Source organism: Candidatus Didemnitutus sp. (assembly GCA_019634575.1).
In the GTDB taxonomy this organism is placed as follows: domain Bacteria; phylum Verrucomicrobiota; class Verrucomicrobiia; order Opitutales; family Opitutaceae; genus Didemnitutus.
Genome location: JAHCAY010000001.1, coordinates 3,410,786 through 3,433,282 on the forward strand (window position 1 = coordinate 3,410,786; position 22,497 = coordinate 3,433,282).

Annotated in this window: 19 protein-coding genes; 9 read left to right on the plus strand and 10 right to left on the minus strand. The window is 67.6% G+C overall.

Annotated features, from left to right (window positions below; translation table 11 throughout):
- Positions 1 to 23: 23 nt before the first annotated feature.
- The 4 genes from KF715_14245 to KF715_14260 all read left to right on the plus strand — a co-directional run bounded on the left by KF715_14245 (position 24) and on the right by KF715_14260 (position 3,274).
- Positions 24 to 812, plus strand: a complete 789-nt coding sequence (locus KF715_14245; GenBank protein ID MBX3737852.1) for a dienelactone hydrolase family protein — start codon at positions 24 to 26, stop codon at positions 810 to 812.
- 51 nt (positions 813 to 863) lie between these two features.
- The gene (locus KF715_14250; protein ID MBX3737853.1) at positions 864 to 1,391 is read left to right on the plus strand and encodes a hypothetical protein; all 528 of its coding nucleotides are present in this window, start codon (positions 864 to 866) and stop codon (positions 1,389 to 1,391) included.
- Between the two features lie 53 nt (positions 1,392 to 1,444).
- Positions 1,445 to 2,383: a DUF4097 family beta strand repeat protein gene (locus tag KF715_14255; GenBank protein MBX3737854.1), complete on the plus strand. Its 939-nt coding sequence runs from the start codon at positions 1,445 to 1,447 to the stop codon at positions 2,381 to 2,383.
- Between the two features lie 87 nt (positions 2,384 to 2,470).
- Positions 2,471 to 3,274, plus strand: a complete 804-nt coding sequence (locus tag KF715_14260; GenBank protein ID MBX3737855.1) for a TatD family hydrolase — start codon at positions 2,471 to 2,473, stop codon at positions 3,272 to 3,274.
- A 182-nt stretch (positions 3,275 to 3,456) separates the two neighbouring features.
- Here KF715_14260 and KF715_14265 read toward each other — a convergent pair whose 3' ends face one another.
- On the minus strand, positions 3,457 to 3,753 hold the full coding sequence (locus tag KF715_14265; protein MBX3737856.1) for an HPr family phosphocarrier protein: 297 nt from the start codon (positions 3,751 to 3,753) through the stop codon (positions 3,457 to 3,459).
- Positions 3,754 to 3,830: 77 nt separating this feature from the next.
- Here KF715_14265 and kdsB point away from each other — a divergent pair, with 77 nt between their 5' ends.
- From kdsB to KF715_14280, 3 genes are read left to right on the plus strand one after another with little or no spacing between them, the layout of a single operon-like run.
- On the plus strand, positions 3,831 to 4,583 hold the full coding sequence (gene kdsB / locus KF715_14270; GenBank protein ID MBX3737857.1) for a 3-deoxy-manno-octulosonate cytidylyltransferase: 753 nt from the start codon (positions 3,831 to 3,833) through the stop codon (positions 4,581 to 4,583).
- A gap of 4 nt (positions 4,584 to 4,587) precedes the next feature.
- Entirely contained in the window at positions 4,588 to 5,637 is a 1,050-nt protein-coding gene (locus KF715_14275) for an alpha/beta fold hydrolase (GenBank protein ID MBX3737858.1), read from the plus strand.
- 4 nt (positions 5,638 to 5,641) lie between these two features.
- Positions 5,642 to 6,697 (plus strand): alpha/beta fold hydrolase, encoded by a 1,056-nt coding sequence (locus KF715_14280; GenBank protein ID MBX3737859.1) that lies wholly within the window; start codon positions 5,642 to 5,644, stop codon positions 6,695 to 6,697.
- A gap of 7 nt (positions 6,698 to 6,704) precedes the next feature.
- Here the strand turns inward: KF715_14280 and KF715_14285 are convergent, their stop codons facing one another.
- From KF715_14285 to kdpA, 7 genes are all read right to left on the minus strand, one after another.
- On the minus strand, positions 6,705 to 7,616 hold the full coding sequence (locus KF715_14285; GenBank protein ID MBX3737860.1) for a hypothetical protein: 912 nt from the start codon (positions 7,614 to 7,616) through the stop codon (positions 6,705 to 6,707).
- 92 nt (positions 7,617 to 7,708) lie between these two features.
- The gene (carA, locus tag KF715_14290; protein MBX3737861.1) at positions 7,709 to 8,881 is read right to left on the minus strand and encodes a glutamine-hydrolyzing carbamoyl-phosphate synthase small subunit; all 1,173 of its coding nucleotides are present in this window, start codon (positions 8,879 to 8,881) and stop codon (positions 7,709 to 7,711) included.
- A 100-nt stretch (positions 8,882 to 8,981) separates the two neighbouring features.
- Positions 8,982 to 9,674, minus strand: coding sequence for a response regulator (locus KF715_14295; GenBank protein ID MBX3737862.1), 693 nt, complete (start codon positions 9,672 to 9,674; stop codon positions 8,982 to 8,984).
- Entirely contained in the window at positions 9,671 to 12,331 is a 2,661-nt protein-coding gene (locus tag KF715_14300; protein ID MBX3737863.1) for a sensor histidine kinase KdpD, read from the minus strand. Before KF715_14300 ends, KF715_14295 begins: the two co-directional genes overlap by 4 nt.
- Entirely contained in the window at positions 12,328 to 12,888 is a 561-nt protein-coding gene (gene kdpC / locus KF715_14305; GenBank protein ID MBX3737864.1) for a potassium-transporting ATPase subunit KdpC, read from the minus strand. Before kdpC ends, KF715_14300 begins: the two co-directional genes overlap by 4 nt.
- Positions 12,889 to 13,072: 184 nt before the next feature.
- On the minus strand, positions 13,073 to 15,148 hold the full coding sequence (gene kdpB, locus KF715_14310; protein ID MBX3737865.1) for a potassium-transporting ATPase subunit KdpB: 2,076 nt from the start codon (positions 15,146 to 15,148) through the stop codon (positions 13,073 to 13,075).
- Between the two features lie 93 nt (positions 15,149 to 15,241).
- On the minus strand, positions 15,242 to 16,927 hold the full coding sequence (gene kdpA, locus KF715_14315; GenBank protein MBX3737866.1) for a potassium-transporting ATPase subunit KdpA: 1,686 nt from the start codon (positions 16,925 to 16,927) through the stop codon (positions 15,242 to 15,244).
- A gap of 198 nt (positions 16,928 to 17,125) precedes the next feature.
- On the opposite strand from kdpA, the gene KF715_14320 reads away from it, so the two are divergent.
- Positions 17,126 to 18,316 carry a KamA family radical SAM protein gene (locus KF715_14320; protein MBX3737867.1) on the plus strand — a complete coding sequence of 397 codons (1,191 nt, stop codon included), beginning with the start codon at positions 17,126 to 17,128 and terminating at the stop codon, positions 18,314 to 18,316.
- 224 nt (positions 18,317 to 18,540) lie between these two features.
- Here KF715_14320 and KF715_14325 read toward each other — a convergent pair whose 3' ends face one another.
- Positions 18,541 to 19,281 carry an SIMPL domain-containing protein gene (locus tag KF715_14325; GenBank protein ID MBX3737868.1) on the minus strand — a complete coding sequence of 247 codons (741 nt, stop codon included), beginning with the start codon at positions 19,279 to 19,281 and terminating at the stop codon, positions 18,541 to 18,543.
- Between the two features lie 494 nt (positions 19,282 to 19,775).
- Here KF715_14325 and KF715_14330 point away from each other — a divergent pair, with 494 nt between their 5' ends.
- On the plus strand, positions 19,776 to 21,737 hold the full coding sequence (locus tag KF715_14330) for a tetratricopeptide repeat-containing sensor histidine kinase (protein MBX3737869.1): 1,962 nt from the start codon (positions 19,776 to 19,778) through the stop codon (positions 21,735 to 21,737).
- Positions 21,738 to 21,813: 76 nt separating this feature from the next.
- Here the strand turns inward: KF715_14330 and KF715_14335 are convergent, their stop codons facing one another.
- On the minus strand, positions 21,814 to 22,470 hold the full coding sequence (locus KF715_14335) for a response regulator transcription factor (GenBank protein ID MBX3737870.1): 657 nt from the start codon (positions 22,468 to 22,470) through the stop codon (positions 21,814 to 21,816).
- Positions 22,471 to 22,497: the final 27 nt, after the last annotated feature.

A 22,497-nucleotide genomic window follows, 5' to 3' on the forward strand; every position in this document is an offset into this window, starting at 1 on the left:
GCGGGCTTCGCTACGGTGCGCGCATGCACTCCCGCACCTTCCTCGCCACCGTGGCCGTGTTGGCCGCCTCCACGCTCCTGACCGCCAAGGTCGTCACGCAAGCCGTCCCGTATGAACACGACGGCGTGAAGCTCGAAGGCTTCCTCGCCTATGACGACGCCGTCATGACGCCGCGTCCGGGCGTGCTCGTGTTGCCTGAGTGGTGGGGCCTGAACGATTACGCGAAGAGCCGCGCGACGCAGCTCGCGGAGCTCGGCTACGTGGCGTTCGCGGTGGATTACTACGGCGCCGGCGTGACGACCACGGAGGCGAGCCGCGCGAGCGAGCTGGCGAAGCCATTCTACGGCGACGCGAAAAAGTGGGCCGCGCGCGGTCGCGCCGGGCTCGACCAGCTGCTGGCGACGGGCAAGGTCGCGCCGGACAAGGTGGCGGCGATCGGCTTCTGCTTCGGCGGTTCGGCGGCGCAGGTGCTGGCCTACAGCGGCGCGCCGCTGGCCGGCATCGTGAGTTTCCATGGTTCGCCGATCGCGGCGTGGGACGGCGCGAGCAACCACGCGAAGATCCTCATGCTGCACGGCGCGGCGGACCTCTTCATCAAGCCCGAGGAAATCGCGGCGTGGGAAAAGGCGGCCGACGCCGGCAAGTTCGACTGGCAGTGGGTTGCCTACGCCGGCGCGGTGCACGCGTTCAGCAATCCCGGCGCCGACGAACTCGGGAAGAAGAACAACATCCCGGTGCGCTACAACGAGCCGGCGGCGCGCCGTTCGTGGGAGCACATGAAGCTGTTCTTCGCGGAACTGTTCGCGAAGTAAGCCGGCGCGACGGGGATTGCGCCGAGCGCGTGGACGGCGTTGGATGCGGGCGTGGATCACGCCCGCATCGAAGTCCGTCTCCGCGAGCTGGCGCAGTTGTTCAACTCGCTCGATCCGTCGCCGTTCATCGACCGCGATCTCGATGCGGATGCGGAGGAATTCATCGTCAGCTGGGCGCGCGAGCATCCGCCGCACGGCGAACTGGAATTGCTGATTCATCTGGCGGAGAAGCCGGACGCGGAGCGCGCGGCAGGGGTCGAGGAGGCGGTGCATCACTACTTCGCGAGCCGCGCGGCGATCAAGGAGCGGGAGTTGCGGCAACTGTTGCGGCGCGGGCGGGCCAGCATGCTGATCGGCGTGGTTTTTCTTGCGGCGTGTTTCGCGCTGGGCGCGCTGTTGCGACCGATGTTTCCGGCGCGGTGGGGCGAGTTTGTCGAGCTGGGCTTGCACATCGTCGGCTGGGTGGCGATGTGGCGGCCGCTGGAGATTTATCTCTACGATTGGTGGCCGATTCGGGGCGACCTGCGGCTGTTGCGGCGATTGGCGCGGATGAAGGTGCGGCTGCAGACGCCGGACTGAGCGGAAAATTCGTGTAACTTCGGCGGCGCCGGCGGGTATTCAGAGGCACAACCATGAAATCCCTGCTTTGCCTGCTCACCGTGAGCGCGATGCTCGCCGCTCCGGCCGCCGTCGACGCCAAGATCGTCCGCACCGTGGAAAAGACCTTCGCCGTGCAGCCCGGCGGCGATTTTTCGGGCCTCACGCAGGGCGGCGACATCAAGGTGACGAGCGGCGACGTGGCTGAAGTGCACGTCGTGGCCAAGCAGACGTTCCGCGTGGACAGCGACAAGGAAGCGGACGCGCTGTTGGCCGAGATGGTTTTCCGCCTCGAACAACAGGGGAACAGCGTCATCGCCGAGTCACGCTACGAGAAGAAGGCCACCAATTGGTTCGGCGTCGGATCGAAGGTCAGTGTTTCCTACACGGTCACCGTCCCCCGCGAGTTCAACCTCGACCTGCGCACCTCGGGCGGCGACATCGAGGTCGGCAGCATCAAGGGCACGGTCAAGGCCCGCACCAGCGGCGGCGACCTGAAGTTCGCGAAGATCGACGGCTCCGTGGACGGACACACCTCCGGCGGCAACATCCAGCTCGAAGAGGGCACCGCGAAGGCCAATCTGCACACGTCCGGCGGCGACATTTTCGTCGGTCGCGCGGGCGGTCCGACCTCCGTCACCACGTCCGGCGGCAACATCAAGCTCGAGTCGGTCGAGGAATTGATCAGCGCCAGCACTTCCGGCGGCGACATCCACGCGACGATCACGGGTCCGATCAAACAGGACACCGAGCTGCACACTTCCGGCGGCCAGGTCGTCGTGCACGTCAAGAAAGGCACCGGCTTCCAGCTCGACGCCAGCACCTCGGGGGGCGACGTCGACGCGGACGGTCTCACGCTGACGATCGAAAAGGGCGGCATGGGCAAAAGCCGGCTCGCAGGCGCCGTCAACGGCGGCGGTCCGCGCCTGAAGCTCCGCTCGAGCGGTGGCGACATCAAGATCCGCGCCAACTGAATTTCACCGGCCTAACGCCAGGTGTGTGTGCATGAGGCCAGCGCGAAAGCGCTGGCCTCTCGCTTTTCCGGACATTCAATTCGCGCGATGGGCCTGATCGATACCCACACGCACCTCGAAAGCTTCGCCCGCCGCGGCGAGCTGGCGCCGATCCTAGACCGCGCCCGCGCCGCCGGCCTGGAAGCGATGATCACGATCGGGACCGATGCGGACGACTGGGGCCTTTACCGCGAAATCGCGGCGGTGCGGGCAGGATTCGTCTACTACTCCGCCGGCATTCATCCGTGCAGCGTGGACGAGCGCTGGGCGGAGCGTTTCGCCACGTTGGAGGCGTTTTGGTCCGGACAAAATGGGCCGCGCCCGGTCGCGCTGGGCGAGATCGGCTTGGATCGCTTTCACCTGCCCAAGGACGACGCGGCGGCGGCCGAGCGGGTGTTCGCCACGCAACAGGCGGCATTTCGCGCGGGGCTGGGGCTGGCGAAGAAACTGGACTGCCCGGTCGTCGTCCATTCGCGCGGGGCGTTCCGCGAATGCGTCGAGATGATCGATGCGAGCGGCATCGACTGGGCGAAGGTGGTTTTCCACTGCTTCACCGAGGGGACGGCTGAGATCGCCGAGCTGAACCGCCGCGGCGGCATCGGGTCGTTCACGGGCATCCTGACCTACAAGACGGCGGAAAACATCCGCGCGGCCGCCAAGGCGCAAGGCCTCGAGCGCTTCATGCTCGAGACGGATGCGCCGTATCTGACGCCTATGCCGCACCGCGGGAAGCCAAACGAGCCGGCCTACCTGAGACACACGGCGGAGTTCGCGGCCGGCGTGTTCGGCGTGACGGTCGACGAGCTTGCGGTGCGATCGACGGCGAACGCGCGGCGGTTTTTCGGGATTTGAGGCGTGCAGGCCTTGAGGTGGTCGCCGCCGTCCCGGCGACAAGAAGCGGGCGAATGTCTGTGCCTCGATCGTGTCGCCGTCGGGACGCCAGCGACCATCCGCAAACAAAAAGGCCGGTCTTCGACTGGCCCTACTTGGCACGTGTTGCTCGCTCCTTGGCGTCTTCGCGCCGCAAGGCCCACTCAGGCCTCGTCGAACTTCTTGGCGAAGAGCGCACCGAGCTCGTTGAGCATGGCTTCGGCGTCCTCGCCGGTGGCCACGAACTTGATTTTCGAGCCCTTGGCGGCGGCCAGCATCATGAGGCCCATGATGCTCTTGCCGTTCACCTGCTCGTCGTCCTTCTCCACGAAGACGTCGGCTTTGAACTTGTTGGTGACGCGCACGATCATCGCGGCCGGACGCGCGTGGATGCCCATCTTGTTTTCGACAAGGAGCTCCCTCACGTGGGTGGCGGCGGTATTGGTGTCACTCTTTTCCATTGCAGGTAGTTATCGGCTCAAAATAAAGGGTTCCGAAAAAGCCGCTCCGCCTCCGGCTTGCAACCAGATTCCCGATTATGCCCGCGTTCGCGCTCATCGTGCCCTGTCGGTTGGAGTCCACCCGCTTCCCGCGCAAGCTGCTGCATGTCATTAAAGGCAAGCCGCTTGTGCTCTGGGTGGCCGAGCGGATCACGGCCGAGGCGCCCGATCTTCCATTGTGGTTTGCCGTGGATCATCCGCTGCTCGCCGACTGCATGGAAAATGCCGGGTTTCGGGCAATTTTGACCGATGCGCGCCACCCCAGCGGCACCGACCGCCTCGCTGAGGCCAACCGCACCGTGCGCGCCAGCTACGTCATCAACGTCCAAGCCGACGAGCCGCTCGTCTCCGGCGGCCAGATCCGCGCGCTCCAAAAGCTCATCCAAGGCGACGCCCCGATGGCGACGCTCTGCACGCCCTTCAAGAAGGCCGAGGATTTCTACAACCCCAACCAAGTGAAGGTCGTCCGCGCGCCGGCCGCGAACCGTGCGCTCTACTTCTCGCGCTCCCCGATGCCCTACGCCCGCGACCTCGCCGGCAAGGTCGACGACGCCTGGCTGGCCGCCAACGGCTGCTACAAGCACCTCGGCCTCTACGCCTATCACGGCGAGTTTCTGGAAAAATTCGTCCGCATGGCGCCGGGCAAACTGGAGCAGATCGAGAAGCTCGAGCAGCTCCGCGTCCTCGAAAACGGATACCCGATCGCGATCGACGTCACCGAAGACCCGACCATCGGCGTGGACACCGCCGAAGACGCGGCGAAGTTCGAGGCGCATTTGGGCCAAGCCTGAGCCCATGCACCTTCGCCGCGCCGCCCGGATTGTTTTACTCCTCGGCGCGGCGTTGGCTCTCAGTGGCTGCGTCAGCGGCATGCTAGCCAAGCGGCTGGTGGAGGCGCCCAACCGCCATACACCCGCGTTGATGAGCCAGGCGCTGCGCGAAGGCGAAGGCCTGATCCGCGCCATGACGGAGAAGCGCCTGGTGCGGGTTCTGCAGGTGCCTGCGGCGCAACCCCGCGCGCAAATCGAAGTGATGGTCCTCGAGCCAGCCGACTACAGGTTCGGTTTTAAAGTCGAGCACACGCTCGCGCAAAAGGACGAACCGGCCACTCTCCGCGTTCGCGCTAAGTGGGATGTCACGAATGGTCATGCTCTGCTCACGCCCAAGGCCACAGTCGTGCTCTTGCACGGCATCATGATGAGCAAGGAGACGATGCTGGCGCCGTGGGGCCTCGCCCTGGCGGAGGCGGGCTATCGGGTCATCCTGGTCGATTTGCGCGGACACGGGCGTTCGACCGGCAAGTGGATTGGCTACGGCGCATGGGAAGTGGACGATCTGCGCCGCGTGATCGATGAACTCGATCACCGAGGCCTGATCGTCGGTCGCGTTGGCGTGCTCGGCCTCTCCTACGGCGCGTCGGTGGCGCTCCAATGGGCGGCTGCCGATCCGCGGGTGGCCACGGTCGTGGCGTTGGCACCCTTCAGCGACGCCCGCCGGGCGATCCGGGAGTTCACGCGCGTCGCCGCGCCAAAGTTGATGGATGGATTTTCCGACGCAGATTTTCAGGCCGCCGAGGAGCGCGCGGCCCGTCTGGCTGGATTCGACTGGAGCGCCGTCGACGTGCTCGCGGCGACGCGCCGATTGCGTGTGCCCGTGCTGTTTGTCCACGGCGGACGCGACACGATGATCGTGCCGGAGCACAGCGAAGCCCTCTTCCGCGTCGCGCCGCCCGGCAGTCGTCGTGAGGTGCTCGCGGACGACAACCATTTCACCATCGGACTGCGTCTCGACGAGGTCGGACCGCTCGTTACCGCTTGGTTCTGCGATCATCTCCAGACCCGCTGAGCGCATGCGCTACTCCCCTCGCTACCTCACGTTCGTGTGCTTCCTCCTTGCTGCTGCGATGCTGACGCTCAGCGGCTGCGTGAGCGGTATCCTGGCTAATCTGGCCGTGAGCGCGCCCAACAAGGAGCACCCGCCGCGCGTCGTGCGGGACGCCGACTACGCCGAGCGCGTCGACGCGCTTTATTCGCAATCCTGGCGCGTGAAAGTCGGACTGCCCGCGGCCGAGTTGGCCGTCGCGGTGCTCGAACCCGGCAACTACGCTTTCCGCTACAACGTCGAGGTGAAGCAAAACGACCAGGGCCGGAAGCGGCTCGCGCCGAAGCTCGACTGGACGCTTCCGCCCCAGCCGGCCGCCGCCCCCAAAGGCACCGTCCTCGTCCTCCACGGCTACCGCGACGCCAAGGAAAACATGCTGCACTGGGCGCTTGTGCTGGCGGAGTTCGGCTATCGCACCGTGCTGGTCGACCTGCGCGGGCATGGGCGTTCGACCGGCGATTCGATCGCCTACGGTGCCTTCGAGGCGAAGGACCTCGTGCAGGTCCTCGACGACCTCGATCGTCGCGGGCTGCTCGCCGGCCGGCTCGGCGTGCTCGGCGTCTCCTACGGCGCGAGCACGGGGTTGCTGCTCGCCGCGCGCGATCCGCGGGTCGCGGCGGTCGTGGCGCTGGAGCCGTTCAGCAACGCCCGAGATGCCGTCGTGGAGTTCGCCCATGGCGTCGCTCCGAACGAGGCCGCGAAGATCAGCGATGCGACCTTCGCCGCCGCCGTGGCGCGCGCGGAGAAGCAGGGCGATTTCGCCTGGGCGGATGGCGACGTGCTCGCCGCGATGCCGCGGGTGAAGGCGCCGGAGTTGTTCTTCCACGGCGCCAAGGACCGCTGGCTCTCGCCCGACAACAGCCGCCGGCTCTTCGCGCAGGCACCACACGGCAGTCGCATCGGCATCCTCGAGAACGACGACCACCTGGTGCTCTCCATGCGGCTCATGCCGATCGTCCGCGACGTGCGCCAGTGGTTCGACCGGCTGCTGGCGGGAATGCCGGTTCCGGAAAAGGCGGAGTAAGATTCCTTCACTCGTCGCCAGGCACGATGTCGATCGGTCGCAGCTCGCCGGGGATGGCTTGGAAGCGGTCATCGTAGCACTTTACGCGGCGATAGTCGGAATAGGTCTTCTCCACGGTTTCCTCGTGGATCGGGCCCGCGAACGTGCGGTAGCGGGAGTGGGCGGTCCCCTTGACCGGGAACGGCGGCAGCGCGGGGTCGATCATGCCGTAATCGGTCGCCTGATCGAAGGCTTCAATGGTCAGGCGGCCGAGTATCTTGGACGGACCGAGATAAACCGTTTCGTGCCGCCGCACGGCGGCTGTTGCAGTGTCGACGACGTAGGTCTCGCGTTGGCGTGGCAGGTCGCCGATGAAGGTCCAGTGCACCGCCTCGCGCACGAAGCGGTAGGTGATGACGCCCGGGTCTGCGGCGGTTTCGGTCTCCAACTCGGTGTAGAGAGCGTTGGCGCGGATCTGCTCGGCCAGCGGGAGTTTCCGTTTCGCGTCGTGTGCTTGCTGTTTCTGCCAAGCCCGCAGCTTGGTGCGACGGTAGTCGGCCTGCGTCGCTTCGGTGGGCGTCGTGCCGTCGCGGTTCAAGAGGGTCCAGAGCTTTTCCTCCGGTTGATAGGGATCGAAGCGTTCCACGGTGACGGTCGTGCGGCCGTCGCGGGTGGTGCGAATCGTCATAGTGTAGGCCCAACAGCCCCGCGGCTGGTCCAAAGTCGTCAGAGCCGCGGTCAAAGGCGCGACCAAGTCGAGGCGACGCTGCTTCTCGGCGGCGACGAACTGCCTCGTCACGCGGCGCTCGGCGGATTTCTCGACTTCGGCGGCGGACTTGCCCTGGGCGATTGCGGTGGCGGTCTCGTGGGCGACCGCCTCGCGGTAGGCGGGCGTGGTCTGGTCGACGCGCCGGTAGGGCGATGTCGACGGTCGGCTCATGCAACTGGCAAGAGCGAGGGAGAGAGCGGCGACCAATGCGCGAGCGGTCGGGGCGGACACAGTCGTGTCAGACTCCGGCGCGGCCGCTCGGTTCAGATTTTGCCCGCCTTGCGCTGGGCGACCATCTTGTAGAAGTCCTCGAAGAGCGGGTCGGCGTCGTTCGGGCCGGGGGCGGCTTCGGGGTGATACTGCACGCAGAACACCGGCAGCTCTTTGTGGCGGAGGCCTTCGACCGTGTTGTCGTTCAGGTTGATCTCCGTGACGACGGCGCCCTTGCCCTCGATTGATTTCGGGTCGGTGGCGAAGCCGTGATTTTGCGCGGTGATCGAGACGCGGCCGGTTTCGAGGTTCTTCACCGGCTGGTTGCCGCCGCGGTGGCCGAACTTGAGCTTGTAGGTCGTGCCGCCGAGGGCGTGCGTGATCATCTGGTGGCCGAGGCAGATGCCGAAGGTCGGGTAATCCGGCAGCAGCGCGCTGACCGTTTGGTGGATGTAGGGCAACGCGGCCGGATCGCCGGGGCCGTTGGAGAGGAAGAGGCAATCGACGCCGGCTTCGCGCACTTGTTCGTGCGTGGCGGTGGCGGGGAAAACGTGCACCTCGAAGCCGTGACGGACGAGTTTGCGGAAGATGGTGTATTTCGCACCGTAGTCGAAGGCGGCGACCTTGAACTTCTTCGTGTGCGGCGGCTGCACGCCGAGCGTGGTGCCGACGGGGAGATAGGCGGCGTTGTGGCGCGTCGGGTCGGTGTCGCTCCAGATGTAGGGCGCCTTGCAAGTCGTGTCCTTGACGTAATCGCTGCCGGCCATGTCCTGCCAGCCGCGGGCGCGGGCGACGGCGTCGGCGTCGGAGATGGGCAATGTGCTCAGGCAGCTCTTCATCGCGCCGGTGACGCGGAGTTTTTTGGTGAGCGCGCGGGTGTCGATTTCGCTGATGCCGGGGATGCCGTATTTCTTGAGATAGGCGTCGAGCGACATCTGGCTGCGCCAGTTGCTGACGACGGGCGAGACCTCGCGCACGACGAAGCCGGACGCCTTCGGGCCGCTGTGCTCCTCGTCCTCGACATTGATGCCGTAGTTGCCGATCTGCACGGCGGTCATCGTGACGATCTGGCCGAAGTAGGAGGGGTCTGTGAGGATTTCCTGATAGCCGGTCAGCGAGGTGTTGAACACACATTCGCCGGCGATGGTGGCGGCGGCGCCGAACGCGGCACCGTGGAACACCGTGCCATCTTCGAGCGCGAGGACTGCGGGCTGGGGAGCGGACATTAAAGACGCACGAAAGGCAGTTCTGCGGACCCTGTCTAGAGGTTTTCCCAAAATCCCCCTGCTGTGACGCAGACGGAGCGCGGGCGCTGCTCCCCAAGCCTCACTCCACCAACCGATACCCGATGCCGGCCTCGGTGCGGAGGTGGCGTGGGGTGGCGGGGGTGGCTTCGAGTTTCTGCCGGAGATGCGTCATGTGCACGCGCAGGTAGTCGGTGCGCTCCTCGGCGGCCGGGCCCCAGACTTCGCGGAGAATCTGCCGCTGCGTCACCACCTTGCCGCGGTGTTGGACGAGCAGCCGGAGAAACGAGAACTCCTTCGCCGTCAGATGCACTTCCGCGCCAGCGCGCCGCACGACGCGTCCGGCGAGGTCGATCTCGATGTCGCCGAATTTCACCAACGCCGCCTCCGATGCCGCTGGTGCACGACGCAAGATGGCGCGCACGCGCGCCAGCAGTTCGCGTCCACCGAAAGGCTTGGTCAGGTAGTCGTCCGCGCCGGCGTCGAGCGCGGCGATCTTGTCCTCTTCGCCTTCGCGCACGGACAACACCAGCACGGGCACGCGCGACCACTCGCGCAGGCGGCGGATGACCTCGACGCCATCGAGGTCGGGCAGGCCGAGATCGAGGATGATGCCGTCCGGTGCCTGATGCGCGACCTCCTGCAAGCCGAGCGTGGCGTTCTCCGCCTCGCGCACGACGTAACCGCCCGACTCAAGCGTCACGCGCAGGAGCCGCCGGATCTGCTTCTCGTCGTCCACGACGAGCAGGGAGGCGTTGGCGGCGGACACAGTCATTCGGCCGGAGGAGACTGGGGCTTGCGGTGCGGCAGGTAAATCGTGAACACCGCGCCGCCACCGGGGTTGGCGCCGACCACGATCTCGCCGCCTTGCGCCGCAACGAAGCCGCGCACGAGCGACAGGCCGAGCCCGAGGCCGCCGGCGCGGGCCGCGTCGCCACGCTCGAATTTCTTGAACAGCCGCTCGCGCATCTCCAGCGGAAAGCCCGGACCGCGGTCCGCCACGGTGAAAAACATGCGTTGCCCGCCGCGCTCCGTGCCGGCGGTGACGAAGACCGGCGTGCCGTCCGGCGTGTGGCGCGCGGCGTTGAGCAGCAGGTTGGCGAGCGCCTGCTCCGTCAGCGCGAAATCTGCGCGCACGGGCGGCAAGTCGGCCGGCACGACGATCTCGAGCGGATGACCGACCAGCTCGTCGCGCACCCCGTCGAGGGCGGCGTTGATCAGGTCGCGCGCGTCGCACCAATCGAGCCGCGGCCGCAGCGCGCCGCTCTCGAGTCGCGTCTGGTCGAGCAGGTTGCCTACGAGCCGGTTCAACCGCCGCGCGGCGGCGCGCGCTTCGTCGACGAGCGTGCCTTGCAGGCTGGTCGGAGCGTCGGCCAGGTTTTCCAACGAGCCGGTGATGACCGCCAGTGGCGTGCGCAGCTCGTGTGACACGCTGTCGAGCAGCACGCGATGGAGTTTCTCCGACTCGGCGAGCAGCTTCTCGCGTTCGCTCGCCTCGCGCAGTTGTTCCTGTTCGACGCTGAGCGCGAGCTGGCGGGCGAAAGCCTCGATCAGATCGCGCTGGGCGAGCGTCAGGTCGCGGTCGCGCGGCACGGCGACGCCGAGCACGCCGATGGCGCGGTCCTCACGCACGAGCGGCAGGTAGAACGCCGTCGCGGCCGGCAGCGTGTCGGTGAAGCGTCCGGCGGGTCGCCGGTGCAGCAGCACCCAGTCGGCGACGCCGCGCTCCTTGGCGTCGAGAGCGAACGAGCCGGCGAAGTGAGGCGTGAGCGTCGCCGCGTCGTGTCCGAGCAGGAGGGCGGTCTTGGCGCCGAAGAGCTGGTCGGCTTGGCGCAGCGCGGCGAAGACGGCCTCGTCGAGCGTGCGCGCGGCGGCGAGCGCGCGGGTGAGTTGGAACAGTGCCACGGCGCGCCCCTCGCGGCGGCGCTCGGCGACCGCCTGGGCGCGGATGCGCGCGGTGAGTTGACCGGCCACGAGCGCGACGACGAAATACGTGCCGAAGAGCAGACCGTCCTCGACCTTCTCGATGCGGAAGGTGAAACGCGGCGGGATGAAGAGGAAATTCCATGCCAGAGCGCTGAGCACGCCGGCCGCGAGGACCGGCCCGCGGCCGACGCGCAGGCAGAGCAGGATCGTGGCGAGCAGGTAGACGAGGCCGCACGCGAGGTAGTAATTCGGCGGCAAAAGCAGGCCGCCGAGCGTGATGACGGCCAGTGTGGCGCCAGCGAACGCGTATTCGCCTGCGCCGCTGCGCAGCTCGTGGTCGAAGCGCACGAGATCCATCAGCGGCGCGCGGTCTTCGACCGGCACGACGTAGACGTCGATCTTGCCGCCGAGGCGGAGCAGCCGGTCGACCAACGTGCCGCGCCAGAGGTCGAGCCAGCGGCGCGTGCGCGGCTTGCCGATGACGATCTGCGTGGCGTTATGCTGGATGGCGGAGCGGACGAGCGCGGCGGCGATGTCCTCGTCCTGCGTCACGACGATCTCGGCGCCGAGTTCGCGTGCGAGAGCGAGGTTCTGGTCGAGTCGGCGCTGGTCTTCGGGCGCGAGCGGCGAAAGCGGTTCGACGTGCACGGCGAGCCACGCTGCGCCTTGCGCCGCGGCGAGGCGGCGCGTCCAGCGCACGAGCTGGGTGGAAAATGGGCTCGCGCCCACGGCGACGAGCAGACGCTCGCCGCTGCGCCAGACGGTCTGCTTGGCGGCACCGGAACGCAGATCGCGCAGCTGGCGGTCGACGCGCTCGGCGGTGTAGCGGAGGGCGAGTTCGCGCAGCGCGGCGAGGTGGGATTCCTGAAAAAAGTTTTCCGCGGCCGCCGCCGCGCGTTCGCCGAGGTAGACTTTGCCTTCCTGCAAGCGCTCGAGCAACGCCTCGGGCGTGAGGTCGACGAGCTCGAGCTCGTCGGCGAGGTCGAGCACGGAGTCGGGCACAGTCTCGCGTTGCACGGCGCCGGTGATGCCGCGCACGGCGTCGGCGCGCGACTCGACGTGTTGGATGTTGAGCGTGGTGAGGATGTCGATGCCGGACTCGAGCAACTCCACGACGTCCTGCCAGCGCTTGGTGTGGCGCGAGCCGGGAGCGTTGGTGTGGGCGAGCTCGTCGACGAGCAGCAGGCGTGGTGCACGGACGCGTGCGGCCTCGAGGTCGAGTTCGCCGAGTTGCGCGCCGCGATGCTCAATGGCGCGGCGCGGCAGAACGGTCAGGCCGGACAACAGCGCTTCGGTCTCGGTGCGGCCGTGCGTCTCGACGAGGCCGACCAGGACGTCGGTGCCGGCGGCGCGTTCGCGCTGGGCGGCGCGCAGCATGGCGTAGGTCTTGCCCACGCCGGGGCACATCCCGAGGAAGATCTTCAAGTGTCCGCGCCGCGCCCGGGCCGCGCGTGTCTGCAACGCAGCGAGCAGCGAATCGGGATCGGGTCGGACGGAGTCGTTCACGGAGCGGCGAAGGTGCGATCGAGCGCGAGGTTGAGGCGGAGGACGTTGACGCGGGCCGGACTAAGCTGCCCGCCTTCGGTGTGGCGCGCAACGAGTTCGACGAGCGCATTTCGTTGGGCCGGCGTGAGGTGCCGGGCGGAGGCGACGCGATCGATTTGGAAGCGGACGGCGGCCGGTGAGAGGTCCGGATCGAGCCCGCTGCCGCTGGCGGTGAGCAGATCGGCAGGGACTCCGGTGATGTCCAAAGGCGCGAAGGCGGTGCGGCGCTCGGCGATGGACTTGGCCAGCGCAGCGCTGGTCCAGGCCTGGTTGCTGGCGCCGGAGGCGACCGTGGCGTAGTCGCCAGCGGACGGGCGCGGCCAGAAGTAGCGCGGGTCGGTGGTCTTTTGCGCGAGCAGCGCGGAGCCGACGAGCCGTCCGTCGCGGCGCACGAGCGAGCCTTCGGCGGCGTCGCGGAAAAACGCGCGACCGATGGCCCAGACGGCGAGCGGGTAGAGCAGGCCGGCCAGAAGTGTGAGCGCGATGAGCAGGCGCAGGGCGGAGAGAGTGGTTTTCATGAAATTCGGCAGAAGTTTTAACACAGAGGGCGCGGAGGACACAGAGAGTCCGGAGGCTCACACGAAGGAAGCGAAGGCAGCGACGGTCGGCGCTCTGCGCTTCCTGCCGGCGCATTCTTCGGGTGAAATTTCTCTGCGTCCTCTGTGACCTCTGTGTTCAAGATTGAATTGGCTCGGGCGTGCATTACGCGAGATGCGTGGCGACGAGGAGCAGGTCGATGAGCTTGATGCCGGCGAACGGCGCGACGAGGCCGCCGAGGCCGTAAACGACGAGGTTGCGGCGCAGCAGGTCGGCGGCGGGCAACGCGCGGTAGGCGACGCCGCGCAAGGCGAGCGGCACGAGCGCGACGATGATGAGCGCGTTGAAGATCACGGCGCTGAGAATCGCGCTCTGCGGCGAGTGCAGTGCCATGAGGTTCAGCGCGGCGAGCGGGCCGGCGCCGCCGGCGACGGCGTAAAGGCCGGCGAACATCGCGGGGATGATGGCGAAGTATTTCGCGACGTCGTTGGCGACCGAGAACGTCGTGAGCGCGCCGCGCGTCATGAGCAGCTGTTTGCCGATCTCGACGATCTCGATGAGCTTCGTCGGGTTCGAGTCGAGGTCCACCATGTTGCCGGCTTCGCGTGCGGCTTGCGTGCCGGTGTTCATGGCGACGCCGACATCGGCTTGGGCGAGCGCGGGCGCGTCGTTGGTGCCGTCGCCGGTCATCGCGACGAGACGGCCGGCGGATTGCTCGGCGCGGATGCGCGCGAGTTTCATCTCGGGCGTGGCTTGCGCGAGGAAGTCGTCCACGCCGGCCTCGGCGGCGATGGCGGCGGCGGTGAGCGGATTGTCGCCGGTGATCATCACGGTGCGGATGCCCATGCGGCGGAGTTCGGCGAAGCGCTCCTTGATGCCGCCCTTGACGACGTCCTTGAGGTAAACGACACCGAGCGCGGTCGCGCCCTCGGCGACGACGAGCGGTGTGCCGCCGGCCTTGGCGATGCGCTCGACCGTGGCGGCGACCTCGGCGGGCCACGCGCCGCCTTGCGCGGCGGCCCACGCGCGCACGCTGTCGGCGGCGCCCTTGCGGATGGAACGGCCGGCGAGATCGACGCCGCTCATGCGCGTCTGCGCGGCGAAGGGCACGAATGTCGCGTGCGGCGCGGCGACCTCGCGTTCGCGCAGGTTGAATTTTTCCTTTGCGAGCACGGCGATGCTGCGGCCCTCGGGCGTCTCGTCGGCGAGCGAGGCGAGTTGCGCGGCGGAGGCGAGTCGCTCGGCAGTGACGCCGGGTGCGGGGAGAAACTCGACGGCCTGACGGTTGCCGAGCGTGATAGTGCCGGTCTTGTCGAGGAGGAGGACGTCGATGTCGCCGGCGGCCTCGACGGCGCGGCCGGAGGTGGCGATGACGTTACGGCGGATGAGGCGGTCGATGCCGCTGATACCGATGGCGCTGAGCAGGCCGCCGATGGTCGTGGGAATCAGGCAGACGAAGAGCGACACGAGCACGGGCAGCGAAGTGTCCACCGCGCCGGGTTGGCCGGCGAGCGACTCGCTGAAGCGGGCGAAAAACGGCAGCGTCGCCACGACGCCGAGGAAGACGGCCGTGAGCGCGACCAGCAGGATGCCGAGGGCGATTTCGTTCGGTGTGCGTTGACGCGAGGCGCCTTCGACGAGGCCGATCATGCGGTCCAGGAAACCTGCGCCCGGCTCGACGGTCACGCGCACGACGATGCGGTCGCTCAACACGCGCGTGCCGCCGGTGACGGCGCTGCGGTCGCCGCCGCTCTCGCGGACGACGGGTGCGGACTCGCCGGTAATGGCGGATTCGTCCACGCTGGCGATGCCTTCGATGATTTCGCCGTCGGCCGGGATGACGTCGCGCGCTTCGCAGACGACCACGTCACCTTTGCGGAGATCAGTGGCGGCGACGCGTTCTTCCGTGTGATCGCGGCGGAGGCGACGCGCGAAGACTTGGGCGCGGGCGCGCTTGAGCGAGTCGGCTTGGGCCTTGCCGCGGCCTTCGGCGATCGCTTCGGCGAACGTCGCGAACAGCACGGTGAACCACAGCCAGAGCGTGATTTGGAGCGTGAAGCCGGTGAGCGCGCCGGCGAGCAGATCGCGCGCGGCGACGGCGGTGACGGCGAGGGCGCCGAGCGCGGTGACGAAGATGACGGGATTGCGCCAGAGTGCGCGCGGGTCGAGCTTGCGCACGGCATCGAGCGCGGCGCGGCGGAGCAGAGTGGAATCCCAGGCGGAAGCGCGGGCGGTTTTCATGGGCGGAAAGCGGAAAGGGGAGGAGTGAAGCAGCGGCGTGGTCGGCGAAATTGTAACCTATTAGGTTACAATTACCGGGGACGCGCGGGGTGGTCAGAACGTGCGGCCGGCGGCGAGGAGGAGGTGTTCGAGGACGGGGCCGAGGGTGAGCGCGGGGAAGTAGGTGAGCGCGGCGACGATCAGGATCACGGCGCTCAGGAGCACGGCGAACAGCGGGCCGTCGGTCGGGAACGTGCCGCTCGAGGGCGGCGTGATTTTTTTCGCGGCGAGCCGGCCAGCGAGTGCCAGCACGGGCACGATGACGCCGAAGCGCCCGAGCAGCATCGCGAGCGCACCGCCCCAGATGTAGAGGTCGCCGGTGGCGGTGAGGCTGCCGAAGGCGGAGCCGTTGTTGTTGGCCATCGAACCCCAGGCGTAGAGGATTTCGGTCAACGCGTGCGGGCCAGCATTGCCGGCGGCGGCGCGGCCGGCGGCGGTGGCGAACGACGCGGCGCAGCCGAGCAGCACGGCGGCGCAGGGCAGCAAAATCGCGAGCACGGCCATGCGCACCTCGAAGGCCTCGATTTTTTTGCCGAGGTATTCGGGTGTGCGGCCGACCATCAGGCCGGCGAGAAACACCGCGAGCACGACCATCGCCACCATGCCGTAGAGGCCGGAGCCGATGCCGCCGAAGATGATTTCGCCGAGCAGAATGTTGAACAGCGCCAGCCCGCCCGCGAGGGGAGAGAGCGAGGAGTGCATGGCGTTGACCGAGCCGTTGGAGGCGACGGTGGTGGCGTTGGCCCAGAGAATCGACGGCGTGATGCCGAAGCGCAGCTCCTTGCCTTCGAGCGCGAGCGCGGCGGAGCCGGGTGTGGCGTATTCGGCCCAGAGCGAGAGACCAAGCGCGCCGAGGAAGAAGGCCAGCATCACGCCGTAGAGCACCCACGCGTGACGGCGCGCGCCGGTGAGCAAGCCGTAGGCGCGGACGCACGCGGCGGGCAGGAGCAGGATCGCGAGCGTTTCGAGGAAGTTGGAGAGCGGTGTCGGGTTCTCGAACGGATGCGCGGAGTTCGCGCCGAAGAAGCCGCCGCCGTTCGTGCCGAGTTGCTTGATCGCGATCTGCGAGGCGGCCGGGCCGAGTGGGATGACTTGCGGCGCGCTGGAAAGCGTCGTGGCGGTCGGGTAGGGCGCGAAGGACTGCACGACGCCTTGCGAAACGAGCACGACGGCGAGCCCGAGCGAGAGCGGCAGCAACACGTAGAGCGTGGAGCGCACGAGATCGGCCCAGAAGTTGCCGAGTCCGGCGGTGGATTTGCGACTGAAGCTGCGGGCGAGCGCGGCCATCACCGCGAGACCGGTGGCGGCGCTGAGGAAGTTTTGCACGCCGAGCCCGGCCATCTGCGTGAGGTAACTGAGCGACGCCTCGCCGGAGTAGGCTTGCCAGTTGGTGTTGGTGAGGAACGAGACGGCGGTGTTCACCGCCACGCCGAGCGGCACGGCGGCGAAGCCCTGCGGGTTGAGCGGCAGGTGCGCTTGGGCGAGCTGGAGCGCGAGGACGAAGCCGCCGCCGAGGAGATTGAAGACGATCAGCGCTCCGGCGTAGCGCGGCCACGTCATCTCGGCGGAAGCGTCGAGGCCGCCCAGGCGGTAGATCGCGCGTTCGACCGGCGCGAGCCAGCGGAGAAGGGCCGGTGGCTCGCCACGCAGGACCGCCGCGAGCCAGGCGCCCAGCGGTGGCGTGGCGAGCACGAGCACGGCAACGAAGAGCGCGAGGTAAGTGACATCGGCGGCGGTCATACCCGAAGATATCGTTCGCTGCTTGCGCCGCCTAATTAAGTCCCGGTGCCGCGGCGCTAAGAAATCGCTAATTGCCCGTGGCTTATCCGGGTTGGGGCGCGAGGCCGCACCGGAAAGATTCGGGCGGAACTGTGCGGGTCATGTCGGCAAACCGCCGTTTGACACCCCCGGCCAACCGAATAGCCGTTTTGCAGCATCATGCCTTACATCGAAGATCGCGCCGCCTGGTTCGAGGGCCAAGGACTCTGGCAGCACATCCCGGAAAACGACTGGCGCGACTGGACGTGGCAGCTCAAGAACCGCATCACGACGGTCGAGCAACTGGAGCGGTTGATGACGCTCACGCCCGAGGAGAAGGCCGGTTGCCTCTTCGCCAGCCACAAGCTCGCCCTCGCGATCACGCCCTATTTTTTCAACCTGATCGATCGCGACGACCCGAATTGCCCGATCCGCAAGCAGGTCATCCCGCGCATCGACGAATCGATCACGTCGCAGGAAGAGATGCTCGACTCGCTCGGCGAGGACGAGCACTCGCCGGTGCCGGGCCTCGTCCACCGCTACCCGGATCGCGTGCTGTTTCTCGTGACGGATCGCTGCGCGAGCTATTGCCGGTATTGCACGCGCAGCCGGCTCGTCTCGAACGCGCAGGACTATAACTTCCACCCGGAATACGAGCAGGGCCTCCGCTACATCGAGGCGCATCCGGAAGTGCGCGACGTCCTCCTCTCCGGCGGCGATCCGCTGCTGCTCTCGGACAAGAAGCTCGATCACCTGCTCGGCCGCCTGCGCGCCATCAAGCACGTGGAGTTCATCCGCATCGGCTCGCGCATCCCGATTTTCCTGCCGCAACGCATCACGCCCGAGCTGTGCGAGGTCTTCAAGAAGCACGGCCCGATCTGGATGAGCATCCACGCCAATCACCCGCGCGAAGCCACGCGGGAATTGAAGGACGCGCTTGAGCGCCTGTCCTTCGCCGGCGTGCCGCTCGGCAACCAGAGCGTGCTGCTCCGCGGCGTGAATGACGATGCCGACGTGATGAAGGCACTCGTGCACCGCCTGCTCCGCATGCGCGTGCGGCCTTACTACATTTACCAGATGGACCTCATCACGGGCGGCGCGCACTTCAAGGCCGACGTCCGGAAGGGCATCGAGATCGTCCAGGCGCTGCGCGGCCACACGACCGGCTACGCCGTGCCGCAATACGTCATCGACGCCCCCGGCGGCGGCGGCAAGGTGCCGATCAATCCCGAGTATCTGGAGAAAATCACCGACGACGAAGTGGTGTTCCACAACTTCGAGGGCCGGAAATTCCGCTATCCGCTCAAGAGCACGCCGGTGCGCGAAAAAGAAAACGCCGGCAAGATCGTGCCGGCGGAAGTGCATCTCTGAGGTGGTCGCCGCCGTCCCGGCGGCGACGAGATCAGCCCTCGCGGCATGCACCACGTTCGCGCGGTGCCGCCGAGGACGTCAGCGCCCACCTGCGCGAAACGACGCTGCGACGAGGGTAGGGTCAGTTGCCCTCAACGGCCCTCGGCAATCTCACACGTGCGCCTCGCTTTAAGGGCGCTTGAGGGCAAGCGCCCCTGCCGGACGGCTCCGCGTCGTGCGCGCCGTCACTGCATCGCGAACGACGCGCTGATCGTGGCGATGATCGTTTTGTCGAGCGCCGTCGTGTCGTTGTTGCCCTCCCAGCTCGTGGCGCTCGAGTGCAGCGGGTTGATTTGCACGACGCCCACCTTCGCGCTGCGCAGGCCGTCGACGCGTCGCCCGCCCTGCGCGGCAATCAACTCCGCGCGGGCGCGCGCGTCCTTCGTCGCCTCGGCCATCATCTCGACCTTCGCCTCGCCGGCCTTCGTGTAGATGAAGGCGAAGCCGCTCGACGCGAGCGCGACTCCTTGCTCGATCAACGGCCCGCAGTTCGCCGCCAGCTTCGGCACGCCCTCCACGTCGCCCGACCGCACCTCGAAGGCCTGAGTGAGCCGATAGCCGACGCGCACGACGGCGTAGTTGTCGTCCTCGCCCTCGACTTTTCGCTTCGTGGTGAGCTCGCGGATGACGACGGGCTCGGCGGCGATCTCCGGGATGTTGTGCTGGCGGAGAAACTCGGTGACCTTCGCGAGGTCGGCTTGCAGGCGTTGTTGCGCCTCGAGCAGCGTGGGCGCGTCGGCGCTGAAGCTGGCGTTCCAGATTACGAGATCGGAGCGGACGTTGCGGCGGGCGGCGCCGGTGACGTTGATGGAGTTGCTGTCGTTCAACCGCGTGAGCGTCGAAGCGACGATGGCGGCCGAGCCGGCGAGGCCGGCGGCGAGAAACAGTCCGGCGAGGACGCCGAACAGGTGGGGACGAGGGTTCATGGTTTCCGTGCGTTTATGACAAGACGGGACGCGTTGCCGCGCCCTGAAACCGGAACCGAACCGTCGCCTAACTCACGCCCCGCCAACGCGAAACACCAGCTGAATTTCGAAGAAGTTGTTCACAAAATTTATCCGGAAAATTTTCAACGTTTCTGAGCAAACCCGCGTCTATCTCCGCGTATCATTTGTTTGTAGTTCTTACGGTTTGCTTGGTGTTAGGTCATGCAGGGCGCCCCGCAAGGGGCGCCCTTCATGTTTTCGGGGGTCGGTTTCGCCGACCGCGGAAACGCCGCGAAAAAACTTTCAGAAAGATTCAACGTTTTCGGCAGGGCTGCGTCTTTCCCATCGATAGTTCTTACGGTTTGCTTGGTGTTAGGTCGTGAAGGGGTCGCCTGCAGAGGCGGCCCCTTCATGTTTTCCGGGCCGGGGAATTGGCGTTGAAAGCCCGCGCCCCTTCTGGCGATTTGCCGGCTGTGTTTCGTCGCACGTGCCGGTTGCTAGTGATCCTCGGGTTGCCGCTTCTCGCCGGCGCCCAACCCGCACCGCGCGCGGTGCGCGACGCCGGCCCGCCCATTTCCACCGCCACGGATTCCGAGACACCCGACGGCGACGAGGTCTGGGAAACCGCGCGCCAGACGCTCGCGCAATCCGCCAACGAATCCGACGCGCTCCACGCGCTCGTCACCGTCGTGAACCTCCAGCGGCGGCGCGGCGATTATTCCGATGGCATCGCCGGGGCCCGCGATGGTCTCTCTCGCGCGCGCCGGCTCGGCGACGTGCGTCTGCAGATCGATTTTCTCTATCTGCTCGGCCGTCTCTACTGGAACCTCAGCGATTACCCCGACTCGCTCGAGCGCCACCTCGAGGAGTTGCACCTCGCCGAATCGCTGGGCGATGCCGCGCTGCTCGCCCGCACGCACGGCGGCCTCGGCCTCACCTATCAGCGCTACGGCCGCGACGAGGATGCGTTGCAGCACTTCAACCGCGGCCTCGTCTACGCCGCCGAGGCGAAGGACGAGCGCATGCGCGCCAGCCTGCTCAACAGCCTCGGCAACTACTACCTCGGCAAACGCGATTACCCGCGCGCCATCTCGATCCATGGCGAGGCCCTCCACGTGCGCGAAGGCTACGGCAACCGCCGCGCCATCGCCGAGTCGCTCACCAATCTCGGCCTCGCCGCCGATGGACAGGGCGAAACCGAAAAGGCCCTCAGCTACCTCAACCGCGCGCTCACCACCTTCGAGGCGCTCAAGTATCGCCGCTACATCGCCAACACCCACCGCCGCCTCGGCACCGTGCTCCGCCATGCCGGCCGGCTCGACGAGGCCCTCGCGCACCTCCTCACCGCGCTCCAAGTCGCAGGCACGCTCGAGAGCGCCGAGGTGCTCGCCGAAATCCATCGCGAGCTCGCCATCGCCTACGAGGCGCGCGGCGAGTTCGCCCTCGCACTCGACAGCCAGCGCAAGCTCGCCGCCGCCACCGAACAACTCCAGCGCGAGGAAGACCGCCGCCGCATGGACGAGCTCCGCGCGCGCTATCGCGACGAACAGCGCGAGCTCCAGATCCGCCTCCTGCGCCGCGAGCAGGACGTGAAGACCGCGGAACTCGAGCAGCGCCGCTCCCAAAACCTCGCGCTCGCCGCCGGCCTGATCGGCGGCGTCACCCTGCTCGGCGCGATCATTCTCGTGCAACTCGTCCGCTTGCGCGCCGAGCGCCGGATGCGCGCCGCCACCGAGCAGGCCCGCGCGCAAGCCGAGGCGGCGGAGGCGTTGAAATCGCGCCTGCTCCAGATGGCCTCGCACGATCTCAAGGTCCCGCTCACCGCCCTCAACGCCACCGCCGGGCTCATCGCACGCGCCCCGCACGACGAACCGAACGTCCGCCGCCTCGCCGCTGGCATCCAGGCCGACACCGCGCGCATGCGCACGCTGGTTCGCGATTTTCTCGACGCCTCCGCGATGGAGGAGGGCAATCTCCAGCTCCACACCACCGCGCTCGACCTCGCCGAGCTCGCGCGCGCCGCCGTCGAGAGCCTGCGCCCCATCGCCGCGCAAAAGGACCAGCGCCTCGCGCTCGCGCCCGCCGCCGCTCCCGTGCCGCCCGTGCTCGCCGATCCCGAGCGCCTGCGTCAGGTCTTCGACAATCTCATCGGTAACGCGCTCAAATTCTCGCCGCCCGGCGGCGACGTCACCGTGGCGCTCGGCGAAGCCGGCGCGTGGGCCTTCGCCGAAGTGCGCGACAGCGGTCCGGGCCTCGGCCCCGCGGACTTCGCGAAGATCTTCGCGCCTTACCAGCGCCTCTCCGCGAAACCGACCGGGGAAGGGGAAGACTCGACCGGTCTCGGCCTCTTCATCGCGCGCGAACTGCTCACGCTGCAAGGCGGCCGCCTCGAAGTGCAATCGCAGCCCGGTCGCGGCGCGGTCTTCCGCGTGCTGCTGCCGGTGGCGGCGAAGTGAGGGTTTCTTGTGGGAGTGAGCTTGCTCGCGACTCGCTGCCGTCGCGAGCAAGCTCGCTCCCACAACGCTCGGCCGCTCAACCCAGCCCGTTGCGCAGGCACCAACGCACGAGCGTCGCCACGTCGTGCAGGCCGAGCTTCGCGAGAATGCGCGCGCGGTGTTTTTCCACGGTGCGGGTGCTGAGATCGAGCTGCGCGCCGATTTCCTTGGAAACCATGCCGCGCGCGACGAGGCGCACGACCTCGCGTTCGCGTTCCGAGAGCGCGTCGGCGCCGAGGCGCGGCAAATCCGGCAGACTCGCGAGCGACGACGGCACGGGTGGCGGCACGGTGGCCGAGAAAAACATGCCGCCGTCGAGCACGCATTGCACCGCGCGGTCGATCTGCTCGAACGGCGAATTCTTGTCCACGAAACCGGCGACGCCCAGCGCGACGAGTTCCGCCGGCAACTGCGCTTCGGGATGCGCGGTGAGCACGACGACTTTCGTGGCCAGGCCGCGTTGCCGCAGCGCGCGGACCAGATCGCGGCCGTCCGCTTCGCGCAAATACAGATCCACGATCAACAGATCCGGCGGCTGCGCCAGGCAGGCGGCGAGCGCTTCGTGCGCATTGCCGAAATCGTGCAGCGCGCGCGGCTGGAAGCGGCGTTGCAATGCGTCCTTCAGCAAACCGCGGAACGTCGCCGTGTCGTCGACGAGCACGAACGTGAGTGCGGCGGAGGGGGCGGCGGGCATGGACACGTCTAACACACCGAAGTCTTA

Bases quoted from the DNA above. Each gene is read 5' to 3' on its own strand.
- KF715_14295 (MBX3737862.1), bottom strand. From the start codon at position 9,674: ATGACTGTGTCCGCCGCCAACGCCTCCCTGCTCGTCGTGGACGACGAG.
- carA (MBX3737861.1), bottom strand. From the start codon at position 8,881: ATGTCCGCTCCCCAGCCCGCAGTCCTCGCGCTCGAAGATGGCACGGTG.
- kdpA (MBX3737866.1), bottom strand. From the start codon at position 16,927: ATGACCGCCGCCGATGTCACTTACCTCGCGCTCTTCGTTGCCGTGCTC.
- KF715_14260 (MBX3737855.1), top strand. From the start codon at position 2,471: ATGGGCCTGATCGATACCCACACGCACCTCGAAAGCTTCGCCCGCCGC.
- KF715_14255 (MBX3737854.1), top strand. From the start codon at position 1,445: ATGAAATCCCTGCTTTGCCTGCTCACCGTGAGCGCGATGCTCGCCGCT.
- KF715_14265 (MBX3737856.1), bottom strand. From the start codon at position 3,753: ATGGAAAAGAGTGACACCAATACCGCCGCCACCCACGTGAGGGAGCTC.
- kdpB (MBX3737865.1), bottom strand. From the start codon at position 15,148: ATGAAAACCGCCCGCGCTTCCGCCTGGGATTCCACTCTGCTCCGCCGC.
- KF715_14320 (MBX3737867.1), top strand. From the start codon at position 17,126: ATGCCTTACATCGAAGATCGCGCCGCCTGGTTCGAGGGCCAAGGACTC.
- KF715_14245 (MBX3737852.1), top strand. From the start codon at position 24: ATGCACTCCCGCACCTTCCTCGCCACCGTGGCCGTGTTGGCCGCCTCC.
- KF715_14325 (MBX3737868.1), bottom strand. From the start codon at position 19,281: ATGAACCCTCGTCCCCACCTGTTCGGCGTCCTCGCCGGACTGTTTCTC.
- KF715_14280 (MBX3737859.1), top strand. From the start codon at position 5,642: ATGCGCTACTCCCCTCGCTACCTCACGTTCGTGTGCTTCCTCCTTGCT.
- KF715_14275 (MBX3737858.1), top strand. From the start codon at position 4,588: ATGCACCTTCGCCGCGCCGCCCGGATTGTTTTACTCCTCGGCGCGGCG.
- kdsB (MBX3737857.1), top strand. From the start codon at position 3,831: ATGCCCGCGTTCGCGCTCATCGTGCCCTGTCGGTTGGAGTCCACCCGC.
- KF715_14285 (MBX3737860.1), bottom strand. From the start codon at position 7,616: ATGAGCCGACCGTCGACATCGCCCTACCGGCGCGTCGACCAGACCACG.
- KF715_14335 (MBX3737870.1), bottom strand. From the start codon at position 22,470: ATGCCCGCCGCCCCCTCCGCCGCACTCACGTTCGTGCTCGTCGACGAC.
- kdpC (MBX3737864.1), bottom strand. From the start codon at position 12,888: ATGAAAACCACTCTCTCCGCCCTGCGCCTGCTCATCGCGCTCACACTT.